Below are 18,735 nucleotides of genomic sequence, written 5' to 3'. Positions count from 1 at the left end.
GGGTGGGCGGTGGTTCGTGGGACGGGGGGTGGTGGTTCGTGGGACGGGTGGGCTGTGAGGGGCGGGGGTGGGGGCCGGGGTCAGGGGGAGTCGGCGCGCACTTCGTGTTCGGTCGCGTCCGTGCGGGCCTTGCTGCGCGCCCTGCGGGCGGGTCCGCGCCAGCCGCAGACGCAGTGGGCCGCGACGAAACGGCCGTTCTCGACCGTCGTCGCGCGGTGGGGCGCGGGGGCTTCGGGGGCTGTGGGGCTGACGGGGCTTACAGGGCTTACGGGGTTTACGGGGTCTTCCTGGGCGGCCACCCGGCCACCGTACCGAGCCCGGGTGAACGGCCGGCGACGGTCGACGACGGCCGCCGCCACCGGCCGGTGCGCGTGACGGCTCCACGTACCGGTCGTTATGTGAAAGACGGGGGAACGGGCACGACAGGCGCGGGACGCTTGGGGGTAGGAAGGCGATGGTGCAGCGGCACAGGCGGCGCGCGGGCGGGCCGGACGCGGTGGTCGTCGCCGTGGTCGCGGCGGCGGGACTCGTGGCCGTCACGACCGGATGCGCGAACACCGGCGCCGCCGCCGACGGCAGCGGCGGCATCGACCCCGGCCACGCGGTGCGGCGGGCCGCCGACTCCCTGGTCCGGGCGGGCAGTTCGAAGGCGAACACCGCCATGGAGATGGCCAGCGGCGGCACGCGCGTCACCATCCGGGGCACCGGCTCCTACGACTTCCGGCACCAGCTCGGACGGTTCGAGGTGGTCCTGCCGCAGGATCCCGCGGGCAAGGCCGAGCACCGGCCCATCACCGAACTCCTGGCCGCCGGCGCGCTCTACATGAAGAACCGCGGGGCCGGGGTGCCGGCCGACAAGTGGGTGCGGATCGAGACACGTTCGCTCTCCGACGGGAACCTCGTCACCGGCGGCGCCACGGACCCCCTCGCGGCGGCGGAACTGCTGCGCGGGGCGCGCGAGGTGGGGTACGTGGGGGAGGAGCGCGTCGGTGGGGCGGATGTACGGCACTACCGCGGGGTCATCGACCTGCGCGCCGCCGCCCGGGCCGCCTCCGCAGGTCAGCGCGGTGCGCTGGGGGTCGCGGCGGCGAAAGGGTTCAGCAGGGGAAAGGTGCCGTTCGACGTCTACCTCGACGACCGGGGACGGGTGCGGAAGCTGCGCCAGCGGTTCACCGTGGCCGACGCGAACGTGGCGTCGACCATGCTGCTCTACGGTTTCGGGGCGCCCGTGAAGGTACGACTTCCGGCCGAGAAGGACATCTTCGCCGGGAAGATTGCCGAGCAGTAGTCGCGTACGGCTGGTGGAAATGGTCCGTCTGTGCCATGCGCGGTGCGCGACCCGCTCCCTACCCTAGGAAGTCGGTACCGGCGGGGAACGGGTACGCGGGTCGATGCGGCTGCTGCTCGGCACGGCGGGTCGATACGCGAGTCAGGAAGAGGTGATGAACGTGGCTCCGATGCGTGGCGGTTTGGCGGTTCAGGACCACGTCGCCCTCGCCGAGATCGAACTGTGCGGGGAGCTCATCATTGCGGCGAGCGCGGCGGCGGAGCGGTTGAGCGTCGACCGTATCGACGAGGTTCTGCGGGTCGCGGATGCGCGGGAGGCGGATGCGTACGTGGAGGACGTCCGCTAGGCGGGGGCCCGGCTCGGCCGTGACGCGGCTCACGGGCTGCGCCCGGGGGGTCCCCTGTCCGCCGCTTCGCGGCGATCTTTCCCACCCACCCACCCGTTTACCCCGCACCGGGGCGAAAAGCGCGGGCTGAGGGCCCGGTGCGGGTGACGGGAGCGCCGTCGGTGCGCAACAGCACAGGCCGGTGTTACCGACGGGCGGGCGGGCGGGGAAAAGCCCGCGAAGCGGGCACGCGGACACTTGCCGTGCCGGGGCGGGTGGGTGCTTGCGGTCAGGATGATCGAGCGGCCGGGCTGAAAGGGCGGGCGGGCGGGGAAAAGCCCGCGGAGCGGGCACGCGGGACCTTGCCGTGCCGGGGCAGGTGGGTTGCCGGTCCGCGGAGCGTAGGGGCGCGTCGTCCCGGCCCGCCCCGGCACGGGGCAACTCACCCCCCCACCCCGCGCGGCAGCGCTCACGTGCGGAGCATCCGCCCGATCGCCTTCGTCGCCTCCTCGACCTTCGCGTCGATCTCCGTACCGCCCTTGACCGCCGCGTCGGCCACGCAGTGCCTCAGGTGCTCCTCAAGGAGCTGCAGCGCGAAGGACTGCAGGGCCTTCGTGCCGGCGGAGACCTGCGTGAGTATGTCGATGCAGTACACGTCCTCCTCGACCATGCGCTGCAGGCCGCGGATCTGGCCCTCGATGCGGCGCAGTCGCTTGAGGTGTTCGTCCTTCTGCTTGTGGTAGCCGTGCACCCCGTGGTCGTGGTCGGAGGGCGCTGCGGGCTCTCCCGGGGTCGGCACGGCCGCGTCGGCCGCCTCGGTGGTCGTCATCGCGTCCTCCTCCTGGACTTGGTTGACCTGCTGACTGAACTCGCTGACCGGACCTGCTGAGCCTGGTGGGCCCGCCGGCCTTCGTGCGGGGCACCCCCGTCACGCGTACTCGTCACACGTACCCGCATTTCTGCGGTTTCGCATACCCCTACAGGGTATACGATAGCCGATTTCCCGGGGGGTGTGCTGATCACTGTGCCTGATGGGCGACACTGGGGGGCGGCCGGTTAGCCGTGGCCGGATGATGCGCCTAGCATCAGCCTGACCGCATCCAGAGCACCCCGAGGACCCCACGTGCGCTTTCGTCTGACCCCCAGGGAGACGAGCTTCTACGACATGTTCGCCGCATCCGCGGACAACATCGTCACGGGCTCGAAGCTCCTGATGGAACTGCTCGGAGCGGACTCTTCCGCGCGGGCCGAGATCGCAGAGCGAATGCGGGCCGCGGAACACGCGGGAGACGACGCGACGCATGCGATCTTCCACCAGCTGAACTCCTCGTTCATCACGCCGTTCGACCGCGAGGACATCTACAACCTCGCGTCGTCCCTGGACGACATCATGGACTTCATGGAGGAGGCCGTCGACCTGGTCGTCCTGTACCAGGTCGAAGAGCTTCCCAAGGGCGTCGAGCAGCAGATCGAGGTCCTCTCCCGGGCCGCCGAGCTGACCGCCGAGGCCATGCCGAACCTGCGGACCATGGAGAACCTCACCGAGTACTGGATCGAGGTCAACCGTCTGGAGAACCAGGCCGACCAGATCCACCGCAAGCTCCTGGCCCAGCTCTTCAACGGCAAGTACGACGCCATCGAGGTGCTGAAGCTCAAGCAGATCGTGGATGTGCTGGAAGAGGCCGCCGACGCCTTCGAGCATGTGGCGAACACTGTGGAGACCATCGCGGTCAAGGAGTCCTGAGGCACCGCCATGGACACCTTTGCCTTGATCGTGACCATTGGCGTCGCGCTCGGATTCACGTACACGAACGGTTTCCACGACTCCGCGAACGCCATCGCCACTTCCGTCTCCACCCGTGCGCTGACGCCCCGCGCGGCGCTCGCCATGGCCGCGGTGATGAACCTCGCCGGTGCCTTCCTGGGCAGCGGCGTGGCCAAGACCGTCAGTGAGGGGATCATCGAGACCCCGCACGGCGACAAGGGGATGTGGATCCTCTTCGCGGCGCTCATCGGCGCCATCGTGTGGAACCTCGTCACCTGGTACTTCGGCCTGCCCTCGTCCTCGTCGCACGCGCTGTTCGGCGGCATGGTGGGGGCGGCGCTCGCGGGCGGGATCGGCGTCATCTGGTCCGGCGTCGTCGACAAGATCGTCATCCCGATGTTCCTCTCCCCGGTGGTCGGCCTCGTCGTCGGTTACCTGGTGATGTGCGCGATCATGTGGATGTTCCGCAAGTCCAACCCGCACAAGGCCAAGCGCGGCTTCCGCATCGCGCAGACGGTCTCCGCGGCGGGCATGGCCCTCGGCCACGGTCTGCAGGACGCGCAGAAGACGATGGGCATCGTGGTGATGGCGCTGGTCATCTCCGACGTGCAGAGCGCGGACGCGCCCATCCCGATCTGGGTCAAGATCTCCTGTGCGCTGATGCTGTCGCTCGGTACGTACGCGGGCGGCTGGCGCATCATGCGCACCCTCGGCCGCAAGATCATCGAGCTGGACCCGCCGCAGGGCTTCGCCGCCGAGACGACCGGCGCGGGCATCATGTTCACCACGGCGTTCATGTTCCACGCGCCGATCTCGACGACCCACGTCATCACCTCCGCGATCATGGGTGTGGGCGCCACGAAGCGCGTCAACGCCGTGCGGTGGGGCGTCGCCAAGAACATCATCCTGGGCTGGTTCATCACGATGCCGGCGGCCGCGATCGTCGCCGCGCTGAGCTTCTGGATCGTGAACTTCGCCTTCCTGTAGGCGACGGACCGCCTCGCGTCCACGGAAAGGCCCGCCCCCCGGGAGCCAGGGGGCGGGCCTTTCTTGTTGGCCCCGCGGTGGCACCGCCATGCAGCACCGCGGGGAGTCGGGCAGGCCCTAGCCGAAGCGGCCCGAGATGTAGTCCTCGGTCGCCTGCACCGACGGGTTGGAGAAGATCCGCTCCGTCTCGTCGATCTCGACGAGCTTGCCGGGCTGGCCGACGGCGGCGAGGTTGAAGAAGGCCGTGCGGTCCGAGACGCGGGCCGCCTGCTGCATGTTGTGCGTCACGATGACGATCGTGAAGCGCTCCTTCAACTCGCCGATCAGGTCCTCGATGGCGAGCGTGGAGATCGGGTCGAGGGCCGAGCAGGGCTCGTCCATGAGGAGCACGTCCGGTTCGACCGCGATCGCCCGCGCGATGCACAGGCGCTGCTGCTGGCCGCCGGAGAGGCCCGAGCCGGGCTTGTTGAGGCGGTCCTTGACCTCGTTCCAGAGGTTCGCGCCCTTGAGGGACTTCTCGACGACGTCGTTCAGCTCGCTCTTCTTGTACGAGCCGTTGAGCCGCAGCCCCGCCGCGACGTTGTCGAAGATCGACATCGTGGGGAACGGGTTGGGGCGCTGGAAAACCATGCCGACCGTGCGGCGCACGGCCACCGGGTCGACGCCTGCGCCGTAGAGGTCCTCGTCGTCCAGGAGCACCTTGCCCTCGACCCGGCCGCCGGTGGTCACCTCGTGCATGCGGTTCAGGGTGCGCAGGAAGGTGGACTTGCCGCAGCCGGACGGGCCGATGAAGGCGGTCACCGAGCGGGGCTCCACGGTCATCGAGATGTCGTCGATCGCCTTGTGGGAGCCGTAGTAGGCGGTCAGGCCCGATACGTCGATTCGCTTGGCCATGGGGATCACTGCTTCTTTCGAGGGGGAGTGCGAGAGGGTCGCTGATCGGCCGCTCAGCGGCCCGTCTTGGGGGCCTTCCAGCGCGCTACGCCGCGGGCCGCCAGGTTGAGGATCATGATGAAGCCGATGAGGGCGAGCGCCGCGGCCCAGGCCCGGTCGTACGCCGCCTGGTTGCCCGCCGCGTACTGCTGGTAGATGTACAGCGGCAGCGACGCCTGCGAGCCCTCGAAGGGGTCCGTGTTGATCAGGGGGTTCACCCAGACCAGGAGCAGGACGGGGGCGGTCTCGCCGGCGATGCGGGCCACCGCGAGCATGACGCCCGTGGTGATGCCGCCGATCGCGGTGGGCAGCACGACCTTGAGGATGGTCCGCCACTTCGGCACGCCGAGGGCGAGGGAGGCCTCGCGCAGTTCGTTCGGGACGAGCTTGAGCATCTCCTCGGTGGAGCGCACGACCACCGGCATCATCAGGATGGCGAGCGCCATGGCGCCGGCCCAGCCGGAGAAGTCGAAGCCGAGGATGAGGATCCAGAAGCTGAGGACGAACAGGCCCGCGACGATCGACGGGATGCCGGTCATGACGTCCACGAAGAACGTGACGACCTTGGAGAGCTTCCCGCGCCCGTACTCGACGAGGTAGACCGCGGTGAGCAGGCCGATCGGCACGGCGATCAGGGAGGCGAGGAGCACCTGCTCCAGGGTGCCGATCAGCGCGTGGTAGATGCCGCCGCCGACCTCGTCGTCGGCGACGACGCCCATCGAGTGGGTCAGGAAGTAGACGTCGAAGACCTTGCTGCCGCGCTGCACGGTCTCGTAGATCAGCGAGGCCAGCGGGACGACGGCCAGCAGGAACATGACCCAGACCAGCGAGGTGGCGAGGCGGTCCTTGGCCTGCCGGGTGCCTTCGACGACGACGGCGAGGACGTACGAGCCGATGACGTAGAGCAGGGCGGCGATCAGGCCCCACTGGATGCGGCTCTCCAGGCCGGCCCCGGCTCCGACGGCGACCGCGACGGCGGCCGAGCCGAGTGCGACGGCGGCGGGGAACCAGCGCGGCAGGCCGGCCGCCTTGAGCGTCGAGGGCCGCGCGTCGAGGGTCCGGGGCGGGCCGGACGGGGTGGGTGTCGTGGTGCTCATGCGTTGGCCCCCGAGTACTCCTTGCGGCGCGCGATGATCAGGCGGGCCGCGCCGTTGACCAGCAGGGTGATCAGGAAGAGGATCAGGCCGGAGGCGATGAGCGCGTCCTGGCCGTACGAGCTGGCCTCGTTGAACTTGCTGGCGATGTTCTGCGCGAAGGTGCCGCCGCCGTAGTCGAGCACGGAGGCCTGGATCACGAAGGTCGGGGAGAGCACGGTGGCGACGGCGATCGTCTCGCCGAGCGCGCGGCCGAGGCCCAGCATCGAGGCGGAGATGATGCCGGAGCGGCCGAAGGGCAGCACCGACATGCGGATGACCTCCCAGCGCGTGGCGCCGAGGGCGAGCGCGGCCTCCTCGTGCATCTTCGGGACCTGGAGGAAGACCTCGCGGCTCACGTTGGTGATGATCGGCAGGATCATGATGGCCAGGAGGATGCCGACGGTCATCAGGGAGCGCGGGGCGCCGCCCTGGTACTCGAAGACGCCGGTCCAGCCGAGGTAGTCGTCGAGCCAGCCGTAGAGGCCGGTGAGGTTGGGGGCGACGACGAGGGCGCCCCACAGGCCGTAGACGATCGACGGCACGGCGGCCAGCAGGTCGATCACGAAGGCGATGGGGCCGGCCAACCTGCGCGGCGCGTAGTGCGAGATGAACAGCGCGATGCCGATGGCGACGGGGACCGCGATCACGAGGGCGATCAGCGAGCTCACCACGGTGCCGAAGACGAGGACGGCGATGCCGAAGTACGGCTTGCCGCCGGTGCTCGCACCGGCCGGGTCCCACTCGAAGGTGGTGAGGAAGTTGCCCGTGTTGTCGGCGAGGGCGAGGGCCGTGCGGTACGTCAGGAACGCGGCGATGGCGGCCATGATCACGAGGAGCGCGATCCCGGAACCGCGGGAGAGGCCGAGGAAGATCCGGTCGCCGGGGCGGGTGGCGCCGCGGGCGGCCGCCTTGCTCACGGGGGCCACCGGCCTGACGTCGTCGACCGGTGGCGGCGTGGTCGTGTTGCTGGGTATGTCCATGGGGTTCTCCGGTCTGCGGAGCTGCCGTGCGTGAGGCAGGCGCTCCGTGGCGGCGGTGCACCGGACGGTGCGGCCGGCCCGGTCCGGGAGGTGTCTCCCCGCGGGGCCGGCCGCACTCGGTTCAGCTAGCTCAGGCTCGCGACGGTGGAGCGGACCTTGGTGATGATCTCGGCCGGGATCGGCGCGTAGTCGTTGTCCTTGAGGACGTTCTGGCCGTCCTCGCTGGCGATGTAGGTCAGGAACGACTTGGTGGCGGCGAGCGTCTCGGGCTTGTTGCCCTTCTCGCAGACGACCTCGTACGTGACCAGGGTGATCGGGTAGGCGCCCTCGGCGGTCGGCTTGTAGTTCAGCTGCAGCGCGAGGTCCTTGCCCTTGCCGACGACCTTGGCCTCGGAGATCGCCTTGGAGGCGTTGTCGACGGTGGCCTTCACCGGCTCCTTGGCGCCCGTCTTCAGGTCGACGGTCTTGACGCCCTCACCGGCGTAGGAGAGCTCGAAGTACGAGATGGCGCCCGCGGTCTGCTTGACCTGGCCCGCGACACCGGCGGAACCGTTGGCGGACTGGCCGCCCTTGGGCTCCCACGACTTGCCCGGCTCGTACGGCCAGGCGTCGGGGGCGGCGCCCTTCAGGTACTTGGTGAAGTTGTCCGTGGTGCCGGACTCGTCGGAGCGGTGGAAGGCCTGGATCTTGGTGCTGGGGAGCTTGGCGTCGGGGTTGAGCTTCTTGATCGCCTTGTCGTCCCAGCTCTTGATCTTGTTGTTGAAGATGTCGGCCAGGGTCTTGGCGTCCAGGGTCAGTTCGTCGACGCCGGGGACGTTGTAGCCGATGGCGATCGGGCCGCCCACCATGGGCAGGTCGATGGCCTGGCTGCTCTTGCAGACCTTCTTCGACTTCTCGATCTCCTCGGGCTTCAGCGCCGAGTCCGAACCGGCGAACGCGGTCTGGCCCTGCGTGAACGCGGTGATGCCGGCGCCCGAACCCGTCGGGTTGTAGTTCAGCTGCACGTCCTTGCAGTTGGTCGTGTAGACCTTCCGCCAGGCGTCGATCGCGTTCTTCTGCGCGGACGAACCGGAGGCGGCGAGCTGCCCCTTGGCGTCGTCGCACTTGATGTTGGCGTTGGCGTTGGTCTCCTTGCCGCCACCGCCCGAGCTGGTGTCGTCGGAGCCGCACGCCGTGAGGGCCAGGGCGCCGGAGACGGCGAGGGCGCCGAGGGAGAGGGCGCGGAGCCGGTTCTTGCGCTGAAGCTTCACTTCGGGTCTTCCTTCCGGGAGCCGCCGACCCTTGCTGGCGGCGTGCGATGTCTTACGTCGTGTTGTAAGGCCGAAATTAGGCAGGGCAGGTGAAGCGGCCGATGGGCACGAGTGAACGGGGGGTGAACCTCGGCGGTCGGCCTGGTTAGCCCTTGCCTCACGAAAAGTAACGCTATAGCTACTGAGGGTGAGGCGGGCGTCGACGGGGTGGCGCCAGGCTGTGCCGGGTGGGTTCGGGCCGGGTGGCTGGATAGGCTCCGGGCATGATCGTCCCGTTTCTCGTCGGCGTCACCGTGCTCACCGCCGTCGCCGCCGTGGCCGCCTGGGTCTGCCTGGAGTTCCGCAGGGCGTGCCGGGAGCGGCGGCGCACGTACTCAGGCGCCGCCGCCGGACGTTAGCCGGGCGGGCGCCCGGCTCACCGCGGTTGGTCGGCGCTCACCGCCGGTCGCCCTCCGCCGCGCCGAGCGCCGTGAGCAGTTCGGTGACGAGTTCCGCGTCGCGCTCGCGGGTCAGCAGGCGGCGGGCCGCCTCCGGGGCCAGCCAACGCAGCTGTGACACCTCGGAGTTGGGGGCGAAAGTGCCGCCGACCGCCTCGGCCGCCCAGTAGCGCACCTCCTTGGGGTTCCCCTGCGCGTCCCGGTAGCGGGCGGTGGACAGCTCCGCGCCCAGCTCGCACCGCATGCCGGTCTCCTCGAGCACTTCCCGTACGGCCGCGTCGGCGGCCGGTTCCGCGCGCTTGAGCTTGCCCTTCGGGTGGGACCAGTCCCCCCACTTGGGCCGGTGGACGAGGGCGAGCTCGATGCCGCCGTCGGCGGCGGGCGCCGGGCGCCACAGGACGCAGCCCGCCGCCAGGACGGTGGTCTCCCGCCCCTCTTCCCGGCGGGCGTCTTCCTCGTACGTCACCGCGTCCTCGCCTTCTCGTGGTTCTCCTCGCGCAGCCACGCCCGCTGGAAGGCGAAACGTGCCGCCTCGACATCGTGCCGCTGGTCGGCGTGGAGCACACCCAGGGCGTACGCCGTGGCCGGCGCGATGCGCGGGGTCCGGGCCGCGTGGGCCGCCGCGGCGGCCGCGGACGCCGCCTCGCGGTGGACGTCCAGGGCGTGGCCCGCTTCGGCCAGGCGGGGGTCCAGCGGCGCGGGGCCGAGGAGGACCTCCTGGGCGTACCGGTGCAGGCGCAGCAGCGAGCGGACCGTCAGCCAGGGGGCGTCCTGCGCGTCGGGGGCGGCGTCCGCCGCGAGCCCGTGGACGAGGGCGCCGGCGTTGTAGGGGTGGCCCGCCTGGCCGAGGGGGAGCGCGGCGACGGCTTCGGCGAGGGCCGATTCGGCGGTGGCGGCGAGGCGGTCGAGGCCGTCCGTGGCGCCGCCGCCGTACGGAACCTCGCTGGCCAGGACGGCCACGTGGTCCGCCAGGGCGTGGAAGCGGGAGGAGCCGAGGGCCTGGAGGGCGGCGGAGTGGGCCCGGGTCCGGGCGAGCGTGAGCTGACGCTCCAGGAGGGCGGCGGCCTTGGCGGCGCCGACCGCGAGGCCGCGCGGGGTGCCGCCGGTGTCCCGGGCGCCCGCGTCCCGGGTGCCCGGCACCGAGGGTTCCGCCTGTGTCTGGGCCTGAGCCCGTCCCTGCACCTGGGCCTGCCCCTGCGCCTGTTGCCGTGTCCGTGCCGGGTCCCACCCGTTGCTCCCCCGGTGCCGCGCGGGCCCGGTGGAGCCCCCGGCGGCCCGTCCGCCCACCGTGGCCGCGACGGCGGCTTCGGCGGCTTCGGCGGGCGGGCCGCCCACCGGGACCGGGGTCTGCGGCGGGCCCGAGAGTCGGTGCAGGGCGTCCAGGAGCCGCTCCAGGCGCGCCGTGTACGCGTGTTCCTGCGCCAACGTGCCCGATATCCAGGCCAGTTCGGTGCGGAGCGAGGCGGACCACTCCGGGTCGAGGAGCGGGCGGAAGGTGTGCAGCGTGCCGCCGATGCGGCGGGCGGCGCGGCGCAGGGAACGCGCCGCCTCCAGGGCCTCCTCGGCGCCCCGCGCGTCCGTGGAGGACTCGCGGTGCAGCCGCAGCGAGCGCAGGAACTCCGTCGCCCGGCCCTGGAGATAGGCGGTCAGCGCCTCGTCCGAAGGGCCGGGGCCGGGCTCTTGCCCCGTACCCGTCGTCTCATGGTGTCGCTGTGCCACGCCGGCGCCTCCGGGCGTCTATGAGCATCTCCTGTACGTTCCGCAGGGGCCGGCCGTCCTGGTCCGCCGAGTGGCGGGTCCAGTTGCCGTCCGCGCCCAGGTGCCAGGAGGCGGTGGTGTCCGACATGCCGGTCTCCAGGAGCCGGCTGAGGGCCGCCCGGTGCGCCGGGTCCTGGACCCTGACCAGCGCCTCGATGCGGCGGTCGAGATTGCGGTGCATCATGTCGGCGCTGCCGATCCACACCTCCGGTTCGCCGCCGTTGCCGAAGGCGAAGACGCGGGAGTGCTCCAGGAAGCGGCCGAGGACGGAGCGCACCCGGATGTTCTCCGAGAGGCCCTCGACACCGGGGCGCACCGCGCAGATCCCGCGCACCCACACGTCCACCTCGACGCCCGCCTGCGACGCGCGGTAGAGCGCGTCGACGACGGCCTCGTCGACCATCGAGTTGACCTTGATGCGGACATAGGCGGGGCGGCCCGCCTTGTGGTGCTGCGTCTCCTTCTCGATGCGGGAGACGAGGCCGTCGCGCAGGGACCTGGGGGCCACGAGCAGCCTGCGGTAGGTCTCGCGGCGGGAGTAGCCGGAGAGCCGGTTGAAGAGGTCGGAGAGGTCCGCGCCGACCTCCGCGTTGGAGGTGAGCAGGCCCAGGTCCTCGTAGAGGCGGGCGGTCTTGGGGTGGTAGTTGCCGGTGCCGACGTGCGAGTAGCGGACGAGGGTGTCGCCCTCCTGGCGCACGACGAGGGAGAGCTTGCAGTGGGTCTTCAGGCCGACGATGCCGTAGACGACGTGGCAGCCGGCCTCCTCCAGTTTCCGCGCCCACTTGATGTTGGCCTGCTCGTCGAAGCGGGCCTTGATCTCGACGAGGACGAGGACCTGCTTGCCGGATTCGGCGGCGTCGATGAGCGCGTCGACTATCGGGGAGTCGCCCGAGGTGCGGTACAGCGTCTGCTTGATGGCGAGGACGTCCGGGTCGGACGCGGCCTGTTCGAGGAAGGCCTGCACGGAGGTGGAGAACGAGTCGTACGGGTGGTGCAGCAGTACGTCGCGTTCGCGCAGGGCGGCGAAGATGTCGGGCGCGGACGCCGACTCGACCTCGGCGAGGTCGCGGTGGGTGCCGGCCACGAACTTGGGGTACTTCAGCTCGGGCCGGTCCAGCTTGGCGATGCTGAAGAGGCCGGTGAGGTCGAGCGGGCCGGGCAGCGGGTACACCTCGGCCTCGCTGATCTTCAGTTCGCGCACCAGCAGGCTGAGCACGTTCGGCGCGATGGACTCCTCGACCTCAAGGCGCACGGGCGGCCCGAAGCGGCGCCGCATCAGCTCCTTCTCCAGGGCCTGGAGGAGGTTCTCCGTGTCGTCCTCCTCGACCTCCAGGTCCTCGTTCCTGGTGAGCCGGAACATGTGGTGCTCCTGGATCTCCATGCCCGGGAAGAGCTCCTGGAGGTGGGCGGGCGCGGCGATGACGTCCTCTATCGGGACGTAGCGCTGCGGGGAGGCCTCCAGGAAGCGGGAGAGCAGCGGGGGGACCTTCACGCGGGCGAAGTGCTGGTGTCCGGAGACCGGGTTGCGGACGACCACGGCGAGGTTGAGGGAGAGCCCGGAGATGTACGGGAAGGGGTGTGCGGGGTCCACGGCCAGCGGGGTCAGGACGGGGAAGATCTGCTGCCGGAAGAGCGTGAAGAGCCGGGACTGCTCCTTCTCGGTCAGCTCGGGCCAGCGCACCAGGTGGATGCCCTCGTCGGCGAGGCCGGGCGCGACGTCGTCCTGGTAGCAGGCGGCGTGCCGGGCCATGAGCTCGCGGGAGCGGTTCCAGATGAGTTCGAGGACCTCGCGGGGCTGCAGGCCGGAGGCCGAACGGGTGGCGACGCCGGTCGCGATGCGGCGCTTGAGGCCGGCGACGCGGACCATGAAGAACTCGTCGAGGTTCGAGGCGAAGATCGCCAGGAAGTTCGCCCGCTCCAGGAGGGGCGTCTGGGGGTCCTCGGCGAGTTCGAGGACGCGTTCGTTGAAGGCGAGCCAGCTGCGCTCCCGGTCCAGGAAGCGGCCCTGGGGCAGCTCGGCGCCGTCGTGCCCGATCTGGGCGTCCTCGTCGTACGCGTCGAGATCGGCGTCGATGTCGGGGTCGAGGTCGGAGACGGTGGCGGCGATGGTGGCCGGGCGGTGCGCGGCGATGGAACCCACGGAAGGCTGGGCGTGCTGGACAAGTCCCTGCGTGTTCTGCTGGCTCATACGACCATTCTTCCGCCCGGGCGCGACGATGGGCGCGTCGGAGAGCGCGGGAGCGATGCGGAGCTTCCCGTTCTCCGGGGCGGGGTCGGGCACGGCGGGCTGCATTGAGCGAGCTTCGCAAGCTTGTCTGAATCAGCGGTTACGGCGACATGACGTGCGGGACATCGGCCGAAGACCCCCGGGCGTCCGCGCGCCGGGGGTCTTCGGTGGCCGTACGGTTCAGGCCGCGCGGCGGCGCAGCACCCGGAAGGCGGTGTACGTGACGGCCGCGGCGAGGGCGAGGAGCATGCCGGTCTCCACCAGCTGGAGGGGCCAGAAGTGCGACGCCGGGTGGAAGTCGGCGTACCAGCCGGTGACTTGGTGCTCGGCGTAGCACGGTTCGGGGTCCTGCCCCGAGCCCCAGCACAGCGTCTCCGGCAGCCTGTTCCCGTCGGAGGTGAGCATGCCCCGTTCCCCCGGGAAGCCGCCGTCGGGCGTGGCCGGCGGGTAGGTCTGCGACCAGGTGACCGTCTTGCTGCCCCACAGGTGGGGGCGGGCCAGCGGCAGCAGCGTGACCGTGATGATCATGACGGCGAGGGTGGCCGACATCGCGCGCAGGGTGTTGCGCAGCAGGAGGGCGGCGAGTGCGCCGACGGCGACGCCGAGCAGGGCGTATCCGACGGCGACCGGGCCCACCGAGCCGTAGATCGCCCGCTCGTACCAGGGCGCCTTGCCGTATTCGAGCCCCGGTCCCGTGGTCCACGCCCAGCGCTGTACGGCGGCGAGCAGGCCCACCCCGGCGACCACGACCGCGGCGCTCAGGACGAGCCGGGTGGCGAGCCAGCGGGCCGGGGTCAGCGACTGGGTCCAGGCCAGCTTGTACGTGCCCGTCTCCAGCTCCCACGCGAGGAGCGGGCCCGCGACGAAGGCGCCGATCAGACAGGGCAGCGCGAGGACCGCCATGCCCATCAGGTCGAGGTTCCTGCCGAACTGCGCCTCGGCGTCGAGGTAGCCGCGGACCGGGCCGCCGCACTCCTTCGTGGTGTGCGCGATCGAGCAGTCGGACGCCGCGAACACGTCGGCCGCGTGCGCGACCCAGACACGGTCGGCGATCAGCGCGGCGGCGCCGAGCGCGAAGAGGGCGAGCGTGATCCACAGGGCGGTCCGGTGCTGGCGCACCACCGCGCGGTACGCGCCCGGCAGGGTGAAGGCGGCGCGGCGGGCCCGGGGACCGGCGGGCGCGGTCGTCAGCGCGGTCACGCGGTCACCGCCGAGGGGGCGGATGCCGTGCCCGGCGTGAGCAGGGCCGGGGCGTCCGGGGCGCGCAGGTGGGCGAGCAACAGCTCCTCCAGGGAGGGTTCTTCGGTGTCCCAGTCGTCGCCGACCGGGCCCTCGGGGCGGATCAGGGCGGTGAGGCCGCGGCCGGTGGCGCGGGACTCGACGACGGTGTGCGGGTGGAGCCGGGCGGCCGGGCCGCGTCCGGTGACCAGGCGGTGTGCGGCGGTCAGTTCGTCGATGGCGCCGCCGAGGCGGATCCGGCCCCCGGCGACGAGCAGCAAGTGGTCGCAGGAGTCGGCGAGTTCGGCGACGATGTGCGAGGACATCACGACGGTGGTGCCGTGTTCGGCCGCCTCGGCCATGAGCGTGCCCATCAGCTGGTGGCGGGCGAGCGGGTCGAGGTCGGCCATCGGCTCGTCCAGGAGCAGCAGTTCGGCCCGTTTGCCGAGGGCGAGGGCGAGCGCGACGCGGGTGCGTTCGCCGCCGGAGAGGGCGCGGACGCGCTCGGCCGGGTCGAGGTCGCCGCCGACGACGCGCTCGGCCGCGGCCATGTCCCAGCGCCCGGGGTTGAGTTCGGCGCCGAGCCGCAGGGTCTCCGCGATGGTCAGCCGCGGGTAGAGGGGCTTGTCCTGGGCGACGTACGCGATACGGGCGCGGGCCTTCGCGGGTGTGGTGCCGAGGACGGTGAGAGTGCCCGAGCTGGGGCGGTCCAGGCCCGCGGCGAGGGCGAGCAGGGTCGATTTGCCGGCGCCGTTCGGGCCGACGAGCGCACAGACGCGGCCGGCGGGCAGCCGGAACGAGCAGCCGTCCAGGGCGGGCCGGTGCCGCCCGTGGCGTCTGGTGAGTGCGACTGCCTCGATGGCGGTGTCGGTCATGCGAGCTCCCCCTCGGTGTCCTGTGCCCGGCTCCGGTCGCCGAACTGTTCGTCCAGTACGGCGTGGAACACTGCCGCCACGTCGTCCTTCTCCAGGCCGGCCCGGCGGGCCCGCGCCGCCCACTCGGCGAGCTCCCCCCGCAGGGGCGAGTCGGCCGGTGCGCTGCCGAGCGTCCGGCGGACGAAGGTGCCGAGGCCGCGGCGGGCCTCGACCAGGCCCTCCCGTTCCAGCTCCCGGTAGGCCTTCAGCACGGTGTTCGGGTTGATGGCGGTGGCCTCGACCACCTCGCGGGCCGTGGGCAGCTTGTCGCCGGGCTCCAGCAGGCCGAGGCGCAGGGCCTGGTGGGTCTGCTGGACGATCTGGAGATAGGTGGCGACGCCGCTGCGCCGGTCGATGCGGTACTCGACCACTGCCTTCCACCACCCTTTCACTAATTGAGTAGTGAAAGGGTGGTGGAAAGAAGGGGCGGCGTCAAGTGACGCCGCCCCTCGTCTTGTGGCCCTCGCGGGAAAACCGCCGGTCAGGACAGGTTCCGGGAGGCCGGAATCAGGACTCCGTGCGGTACATCAGGTCCGTCTCGTGGGTGACGAAGCCGAGCCGTTCGTAGACGCTCACGGCCGCCTTGTTGTCCGCGTCCACGTACAGCATCGCGGTCGGCAGACCGGCCCCCGCCAGGTGCCGAAGGCCGGTCGTGGTCAGCGCCTTGCCGAGGCCGCCGCCCTGCGCGCCGGGCCGCACACCGACCACGTACACCTCGCCGAGGCGCTCCTCGTCGTGCACCTTCGTCCAGTGGAAGCCGACCAGTTCGCCGTCCTTCTCCGCGAGGAAGAAGCCCGCCGGGTCGAACCACGGCTCCGCCTTGCGGTCGTCCAGGTCGCGCTGGGTGAGCGAGCCCTGCTCGGGGTGGTGGGCGAACGCCTCCGCGTTCACCGCGAGCCAGGCCGCGTCGTCCTGCCCCGGCACGAACGTACGGACCGACACGCCCGGCGGGAGCACCGGCTCGGGCAGGTCCAGGTCGGCCAACGGGCGGCGCATCTGGCGCAGTTCGCGGAAGAGCGCGAGACCGAGCACCTGCGCGAGGTGCCGGGCGGCGGAGTGCCCGCCGTGCGCCCAGACGCGCAGCCGCCGCCCCGACTCGGCGAGCAGCGCCGAGCCGAGCGCCCTGCCGTGCCCGTGCCCGCGCCGCCCGGGGTGGACGACGAGCTCGGCGGCGGGCGCCTCCACGGGGTCGGTGTCCTCCAGCTGCGCGTACCCGACGAGCTCGTCGCCGACGCTGAGCAGCAGGTGCCGCACGCCCTCGCGGGCGCCTCCCCGTAGCTGCAGCCTGCCCTGCTCGGAGACCGCCTGCTGGCCGTCCGTGCGGGCCGCCTCGGCGAGCAGCCCGAGCACGGCGTCGGCCTGCGTGGGGGAGAGGGCGGCGAGGGTGTCGATCTTCCGAAGGGGCGCGGGTGCCTCGGCGGGCCGGTCGTCAGTCATGGGTCGAGCGTACGGGGTGCGGCGGGGCGGCCCTGGGCACCTTCAAAGGACGCGCAACCAGGATGTGACCAGCAACCCTCTGTTGCGCTACGCGCGTTGACCCTAGGCTGCCGGACGGTCCCATTCGTCTCACACCATCCCGGGGGAACGCGTGTCCGCCATACCGAAGCACCGAAGGCCCAGGCGCCGCACCACCCGCGTCCTCGCCGTGGCGGCGGGACTCGCCACCGTCGGCGCGATGGCCGCCGCGCTTCCCGCCGGGGCCGGCCAGCACCACGGCGGCGCCCCGGGCGGCAAGCACCGCACGGTCGACGTGCAGCTGCTCTCCTTCAACGACTTCCACGGCAACCTGCAGCCGCCCGCCGGCTCCTCCGGCCAGGTCACCGAGAAGCAGGCCGACGGGACCGAGAAGAAGATCGACGCGGGTGGCGCCGAGTACCTCGCCACCTCGCTGCGCACCGCGCGCAAGGGCCACCCGTACACCGTCACCGCCGCCGCCGGCGATCTGATCGGGGCCAGCCCGCTGCTCTCCGGGCTCTTCCACGACGAGCCCACCGTCGAGGCGATGAACAAGCTCGACCTGGACGTCACCAGCGTCGGCAACCACGAGTTCGACGAGGGGGCCAAGGAGCTGGCCCGCATGCAGAACGGCGGCTGCCACCCCAAGGACGGCTGTTTCGAGAAGGACGGGCACGGCAAGGACAAGAAGTTCCGGGGCGCCGACTACCCGTACCTCGCCGCCAACGTCACGGACGAGAAGACCGGCAAGCCCATCCTGAAGCCCTACTGGGTGTGGAAGCACAAGGGCGTGAAGATCGGCTTCATCGGCGTCACCCTGGAGGGCACCCCGGACATCGTCTCCGCGGACGGCGTCAAGGGGCTGAAGTTCCACGACGAGATCGAGACCGTCAACAAGTACGCGAAGGTCCTCGACAAGCAGGGCGTGAAGTCCATCGTCACCCTCATCCACGAGGGCGGCGTCCCGGCCACCCAGTCGTACAACTACGACTGCGACTCCCCGGGCGCGGGCGACGGCATCTCGGGGCCGATCACCACCATCGCCAAGGGCATCAGCCCCAAGGTCGACGCCCTGGTCACCGGCCACACGCACAACGCGTACGTCTGCACGATCCCGGACCCCGCGGGCAAGCCGCGCATGGTGACCTCGGCTTCCTCCTTCGGCAAGCTCTACACCGACACCACGCTCACCTACGACCGCAGGACCAAGGACATCGTCCGCACCAGCGTGCGCTCCCCCCGGGCCGCCAACCACGTCGTCAGCCGTGAGCAGGCCAAGGCGCCCGACATGACCTCGCTGATCCAGCGCTGGGACAAGCTCGCCGCGCCCGTCGCCAACAGGCCCGTCGGGTTCATCTCGGCGGACATCCCGGGCCGCGGCGCGGGCGTCCCCGAGTCCCCGCTCGGCGACCTCATCGCCGACGCGCAGCTCGCGCACGCCAAGTCGCTCGACCCGAAGGCCGTGCTCGCCCTGATGAACCCGGGCGGCATCCGCTCCGACATCGTCTACAAGGCGAGCGGCGGCGAGGGCGACGGCGTCGTCACATACGGCGAGGCGTTCACCGTGCAGCCCTTCAGCAACACCGTCAACCTCGTCGACCTGACCGGCGCGCAGCTCGTCACCGGGCTGAAGCAGCAGGTCAGCGGCGCCAACGAGGCCTCTCCGAAGATCCTCCAGGTCTCCGCCGGGCTGACGTACACGCTGGACATGACCAAGACCGGCGCGGACCGTGTCGTCACCGGCTCGATCAGGCTGAACGGCGAGCCGATCGACCCGGCGGCCACCTACCGCGTCGCGATGAACTCCTTCCTCGCGGGCGGCGGCGACGGCTTCGCCGAACTCGGCAAGGGCACGAAGCCGCTGGTCGGCAGCGACGACCTGAAGGCGTTCAACGACTACATGAGCGCCAACTCCTCGGCCCAGAAGCCGATCGCGCCGCCGAAGGCGGACCGGATCACCATCGTGAAGTAACGCACGTCACGCGGGTTTCCGGCCGGTGGCCCGGACGTGACGTGAGCTTGAAAACAGTGCGTTAAAACAACCGGCCGAAACCGGGTGTTA

Annotated in this window: 19 protein-coding genes; 6 read left to right on the top strand and 13 right to left on the bottom strand. The window is 71.2% G+C overall.

The window, feature by feature from the left end; translation table 11 throughout:
- Positions 1–80: 80 nt before the first annotated feature.
- On the bottom strand, positions 81–299 hold the full coding sequence (locus tag ACZ7DY_RS28195) for a hypothetical protein (protein ID WP_471139809.1): 219 nt from the start codon (positions 297–299) through the stop codon (positions 81–83).
- 155 nt (positions 300–454) lie between these two features.
- On the opposite strand from ACZ7DY_RS28195, the gene ACZ7DY_RS28190 reads away from it, so the two are divergent.
- Together ACZ7DY_RS28190 and ACZ7DY_RS28185 are read left to right on the top strand one after the other, a co-directional pair.
- On the top strand, positions 455–1,288 hold the full coding sequence (locus tag ACZ7DY_RS28190) for an SCO4651 family lipoprotein (RefSeq protein WP_471139807.1): 834 nt from the start codon (positions 455–457) through the stop codon (positions 1,286–1,288).
- A 154-nt stretch (positions 1,289–1,442) separates the two neighbouring features.
- Positions 1,443–1,634: a hypothetical protein gene (locus ACZ7DY_RS28185; protein ID WP_471139945.1), complete on the top strand. Its 192-nt coding sequence runs from the start codon at positions 1,443–1,445 to the stop codon at positions 1,632–1,634.
- A gap of 448 nt (positions 1,635–2,082) precedes the next feature.
- Here ACZ7DY_RS28185 and ACZ7DY_RS28180 read toward each other — a convergent pair whose 3' ends face one another.
- Positions 2,083–2,442 carry a metal-sensitive transcriptional regulator gene (locus tag ACZ7DY_RS28180; protein ID WP_471139804.1) on the bottom strand — a complete coding sequence of 120 codons (360 nt, stop codon included), beginning with the start codon at positions 2,440–2,442 and terminating at the stop codon, positions 2,083–2,085.
- A gap of 294 nt (positions 2,443–2,736) precedes the next feature.
- On the opposite strand from ACZ7DY_RS28180, the gene ACZ7DY_RS28175 reads away from it, so the two are divergent.
- Both ACZ7DY_RS28175 and ACZ7DY_RS28170 read left to right on the top strand, forming a co-directional pair.
- The gene (locus ACZ7DY_RS28175; protein ID WP_030784908.1) at positions 2,737–3,357 is read left to right on the top strand and encodes a DUF47 domain-containing protein; all 621 of its coding nucleotides are present in this window, start codon (positions 2,737–2,739) and stop codon (positions 3,355–3,357) included.
- A 9-nt stretch (positions 3,358–3,366) separates the two neighbouring features.
- Entirely contained in the window at positions 3,367–4,365 is a 999-nt protein-coding gene (locus tag ACZ7DY_RS28170; protein WP_471139803.1) for an inorganic phosphate transporter, read from the top strand.
- A 117-nt stretch (positions 4,366–4,482) separates the two neighbouring features.
- Here ACZ7DY_RS28170 and pstB read toward each other — a convergent pair whose 3' ends face one another.
- The 4 genes from pstB to pstS all read right to left on the bottom strand — a co-directional run bounded on the left by pstB (position 4,483) and on the right by pstS (position 8,664).
- On the bottom strand, positions 4,483–5,259 hold the full coding sequence (gene pstB / locus ACZ7DY_RS28165; protein ID WP_471139800.1) for a phosphate ABC transporter ATP-binding protein PstB: 777 nt from the start codon (positions 5,257–5,259) through the stop codon (positions 4,483–4,485).
- A gap of 53 nt (positions 5,260–5,312) precedes the next feature.
- Entirely contained in the window at positions 5,313–6,395 is a 1,083-nt protein-coding gene (gene pstA / locus ACZ7DY_RS28160; protein ID WP_471139797.1) for a phosphate ABC transporter permease PstA, read from the bottom strand.
- A complete protein-coding gene (gene pstC / locus ACZ7DY_RS28155) occupies positions 6,392–7,414 on the bottom strand; it encodes a phosphate ABC transporter permease subunit PstC (protein WP_471139794.1) in 1,023 nt (340 codons plus the stop codon). The genes pstA and pstC overlap by 4 nt, the downstream gene beginning before the upstream one ends.
- 125 nt (positions 7,415–7,539) lie before the next feature.
- On the bottom strand, positions 7,540–8,664 hold the full coding sequence (gene pstS, locus ACZ7DY_RS28150) for a phosphate ABC transporter substrate-binding protein PstS (protein ID WP_471139792.1): 1,125 nt from the start codon (positions 8,662–8,664) through the stop codon (positions 7,540–7,542).
- Between the two features lie 263 nt (positions 8,665–8,927).
- Here pstS and ACZ7DY_RS28145 point away from each other — a divergent pair, with 263 nt between their 5' ends.
- Complete coding sequence (locus ACZ7DY_RS28145; protein ID WP_471139789.1) at positions 8,928–9,062, top strand: hypothetical protein; 135 nt, start codon at positions 8,928–8,930, stop codon at positions 9,060–9,062.
- Positions 9,063–9,099: 37 nt separating this feature from the next.
- Here ACZ7DY_RS28145 and ACZ7DY_RS28140 read toward each other — a convergent pair whose 3' ends face one another.
- The 7 genes from ACZ7DY_RS28140 to mshD form a co-directional block, all read right to left on the bottom strand.
- Entirely contained in the window at positions 9,100–9,567 is a 468-nt protein-coding gene (locus tag ACZ7DY_RS28140) for an NUDIX hydrolase (protein WP_471139786.1), read from the bottom strand.
- Positions 9,564–10,820 carry a CHAD domain-containing protein gene (locus ACZ7DY_RS28135; protein WP_471139783.1) on the bottom strand — a complete coding sequence of 419 codons (1,257 nt, stop codon included), beginning with the start codon at positions 10,818–10,820 and terminating at the stop codon, positions 9,564–9,566. The genes ACZ7DY_RS28140 and ACZ7DY_RS28135 overlap by 4 nt, the downstream gene beginning before the upstream one ends.
- Entirely contained in the window at positions 10,801–13,152 is a 2,352-nt protein-coding gene (locus ACZ7DY_RS28130; RefSeq protein ID WP_471139781.1) for an RNA degradosome polyphosphate kinase, read from the bottom strand. Before ACZ7DY_RS28130 ends, ACZ7DY_RS28135 begins: the two co-directional genes overlap by 20 nt.
- A 114-nt stretch (positions 13,153–13,266) precedes the next feature.
- Entirely contained in the window at positions 13,267–14,286 is a 1,020-nt protein-coding gene (locus ACZ7DY_RS28125; protein ID WP_471139779.1) for an ABC transporter permease, read from the bottom strand.
- Entirely contained in the window at positions 14,283–15,179 is an 897-nt protein-coding gene (locus ACZ7DY_RS28120) for an ABC transporter ATP-binding protein (protein ID WP_471139776.1), read from the bottom strand. Before ACZ7DY_RS28120 ends, ACZ7DY_RS28125 begins: the two co-directional genes overlap by 4 nt.
- Complete coding sequence (locus tag ACZ7DY_RS28115) at positions 15,176–15,589, bottom strand: GntR family transcriptional regulator (RefSeq protein WP_471139773.1); 414 nt, start codon at positions 15,587–15,589, stop codon at positions 15,176–15,178. Before ACZ7DY_RS28115 ends, ACZ7DY_RS28120 begins: the two co-directional genes overlap by 4 nt.
- 136 nt (positions 15,590–15,725) lie before the next feature.
- The gene (mshD, locus tag ACZ7DY_RS28110) at positions 15,726–16,655 is read right to left on the bottom strand and encodes a mycothiol synthase (protein ID WP_471139770.1); all 930 of its coding nucleotides are present in this window, start codon (positions 16,653–16,655) and stop codon (positions 15,726–15,728) included.
- 151 nt (positions 16,656–16,806) lie between these two features.
- Here mshD and ACZ7DY_RS28105 point away from each other — a divergent pair, with 151 nt between their 5' ends.
- Entirely contained in the window at positions 16,807–18,645 is a 1,839-nt protein-coding gene (locus ACZ7DY_RS28105; RefSeq protein WP_471139768.1) for a bifunctional metallophosphatase/5'-nucleotidase, read from the top strand.
- Positions 18,646–18,735: the final 90 nt, after the last annotated feature.

Source organism: Streptomyces sp. NPDC037013 (assembly GCF_055607265.1).
This window is presented reverse-complemented; position numbering and strand designations above follow the sequence as displayed.

Coding starts and splice junctions, on each gene's coding strand:
- ACZ7DY_RS28190 (WP_471139807.1), top strand. CDS start 455: ATGGTGCAGCGGCACAGGCGGCGCGCGGGCGGGCCGGACGCGGTGGTC.
- ACZ7DY_RS28185 (WP_471139945.1), top strand. CDS start 1,443: ATGAACGTGGCTCCGATGCGTGGCGGTTTGGCGGTTCAGGACCACGTC.
- ACZ7DY_RS28145 (WP_471139789.1), top strand. CDS start 8,928: ATGATCGTCCCGTTTCTCGTCGGCGTCACCGTGCTCACCGCCGTCGCC.
- ACZ7DY_RS28130 (WP_471139781.1), bottom strand. CDS start 13,152: ATGCAGCCCGCCGTGCCCGACCCCGCCCCGGAGAACGGGAAGCTCCGC.
- ACZ7DY_RS28180 (WP_471139804.1), bottom strand. CDS start 2,442: ATGACGACCACCGAGGCGGCCGACGCGGCCGTGCCGACCCCGGGAGAG.
- ACZ7DY_RS28120 (WP_471139776.1), bottom strand. CDS start 15,179: ATGACCGACACCGCCATCGAGGCAGTCGCACTCACCAGACGCCACGGG.
- pstC (WP_471139794.1), bottom strand. CDS start 7,414: ATGGACATACCCAGCAACACGACCACGCCGCCACCGGTCGACGACGTC.
- pstB (WP_471139800.1), bottom strand. CDS start 5,259: ATGGCCAAGCGAATCGACGTATCGGGCCTGACCGCCTACTACGGCTCC.
- ACZ7DY_RS28170 (WP_471139803.1), top strand. CDS start 3,367: ATGGACACCTTTGCCTTGATCGTGACCATTGGCGTCGCGCTCGGATTC.
- pstA (WP_471139797.1), bottom strand. CDS start 6,395: ATGAGCACCACGACACCCACCCCGTCCGGCCCGCCCCGGACCCTCGAC.
- mshD (WP_471139770.1), bottom strand. CDS start 16,655: ATGACTGACGACCGGCCCGCCGAGGCACCCGCGCCCCTTCGGAAGATC.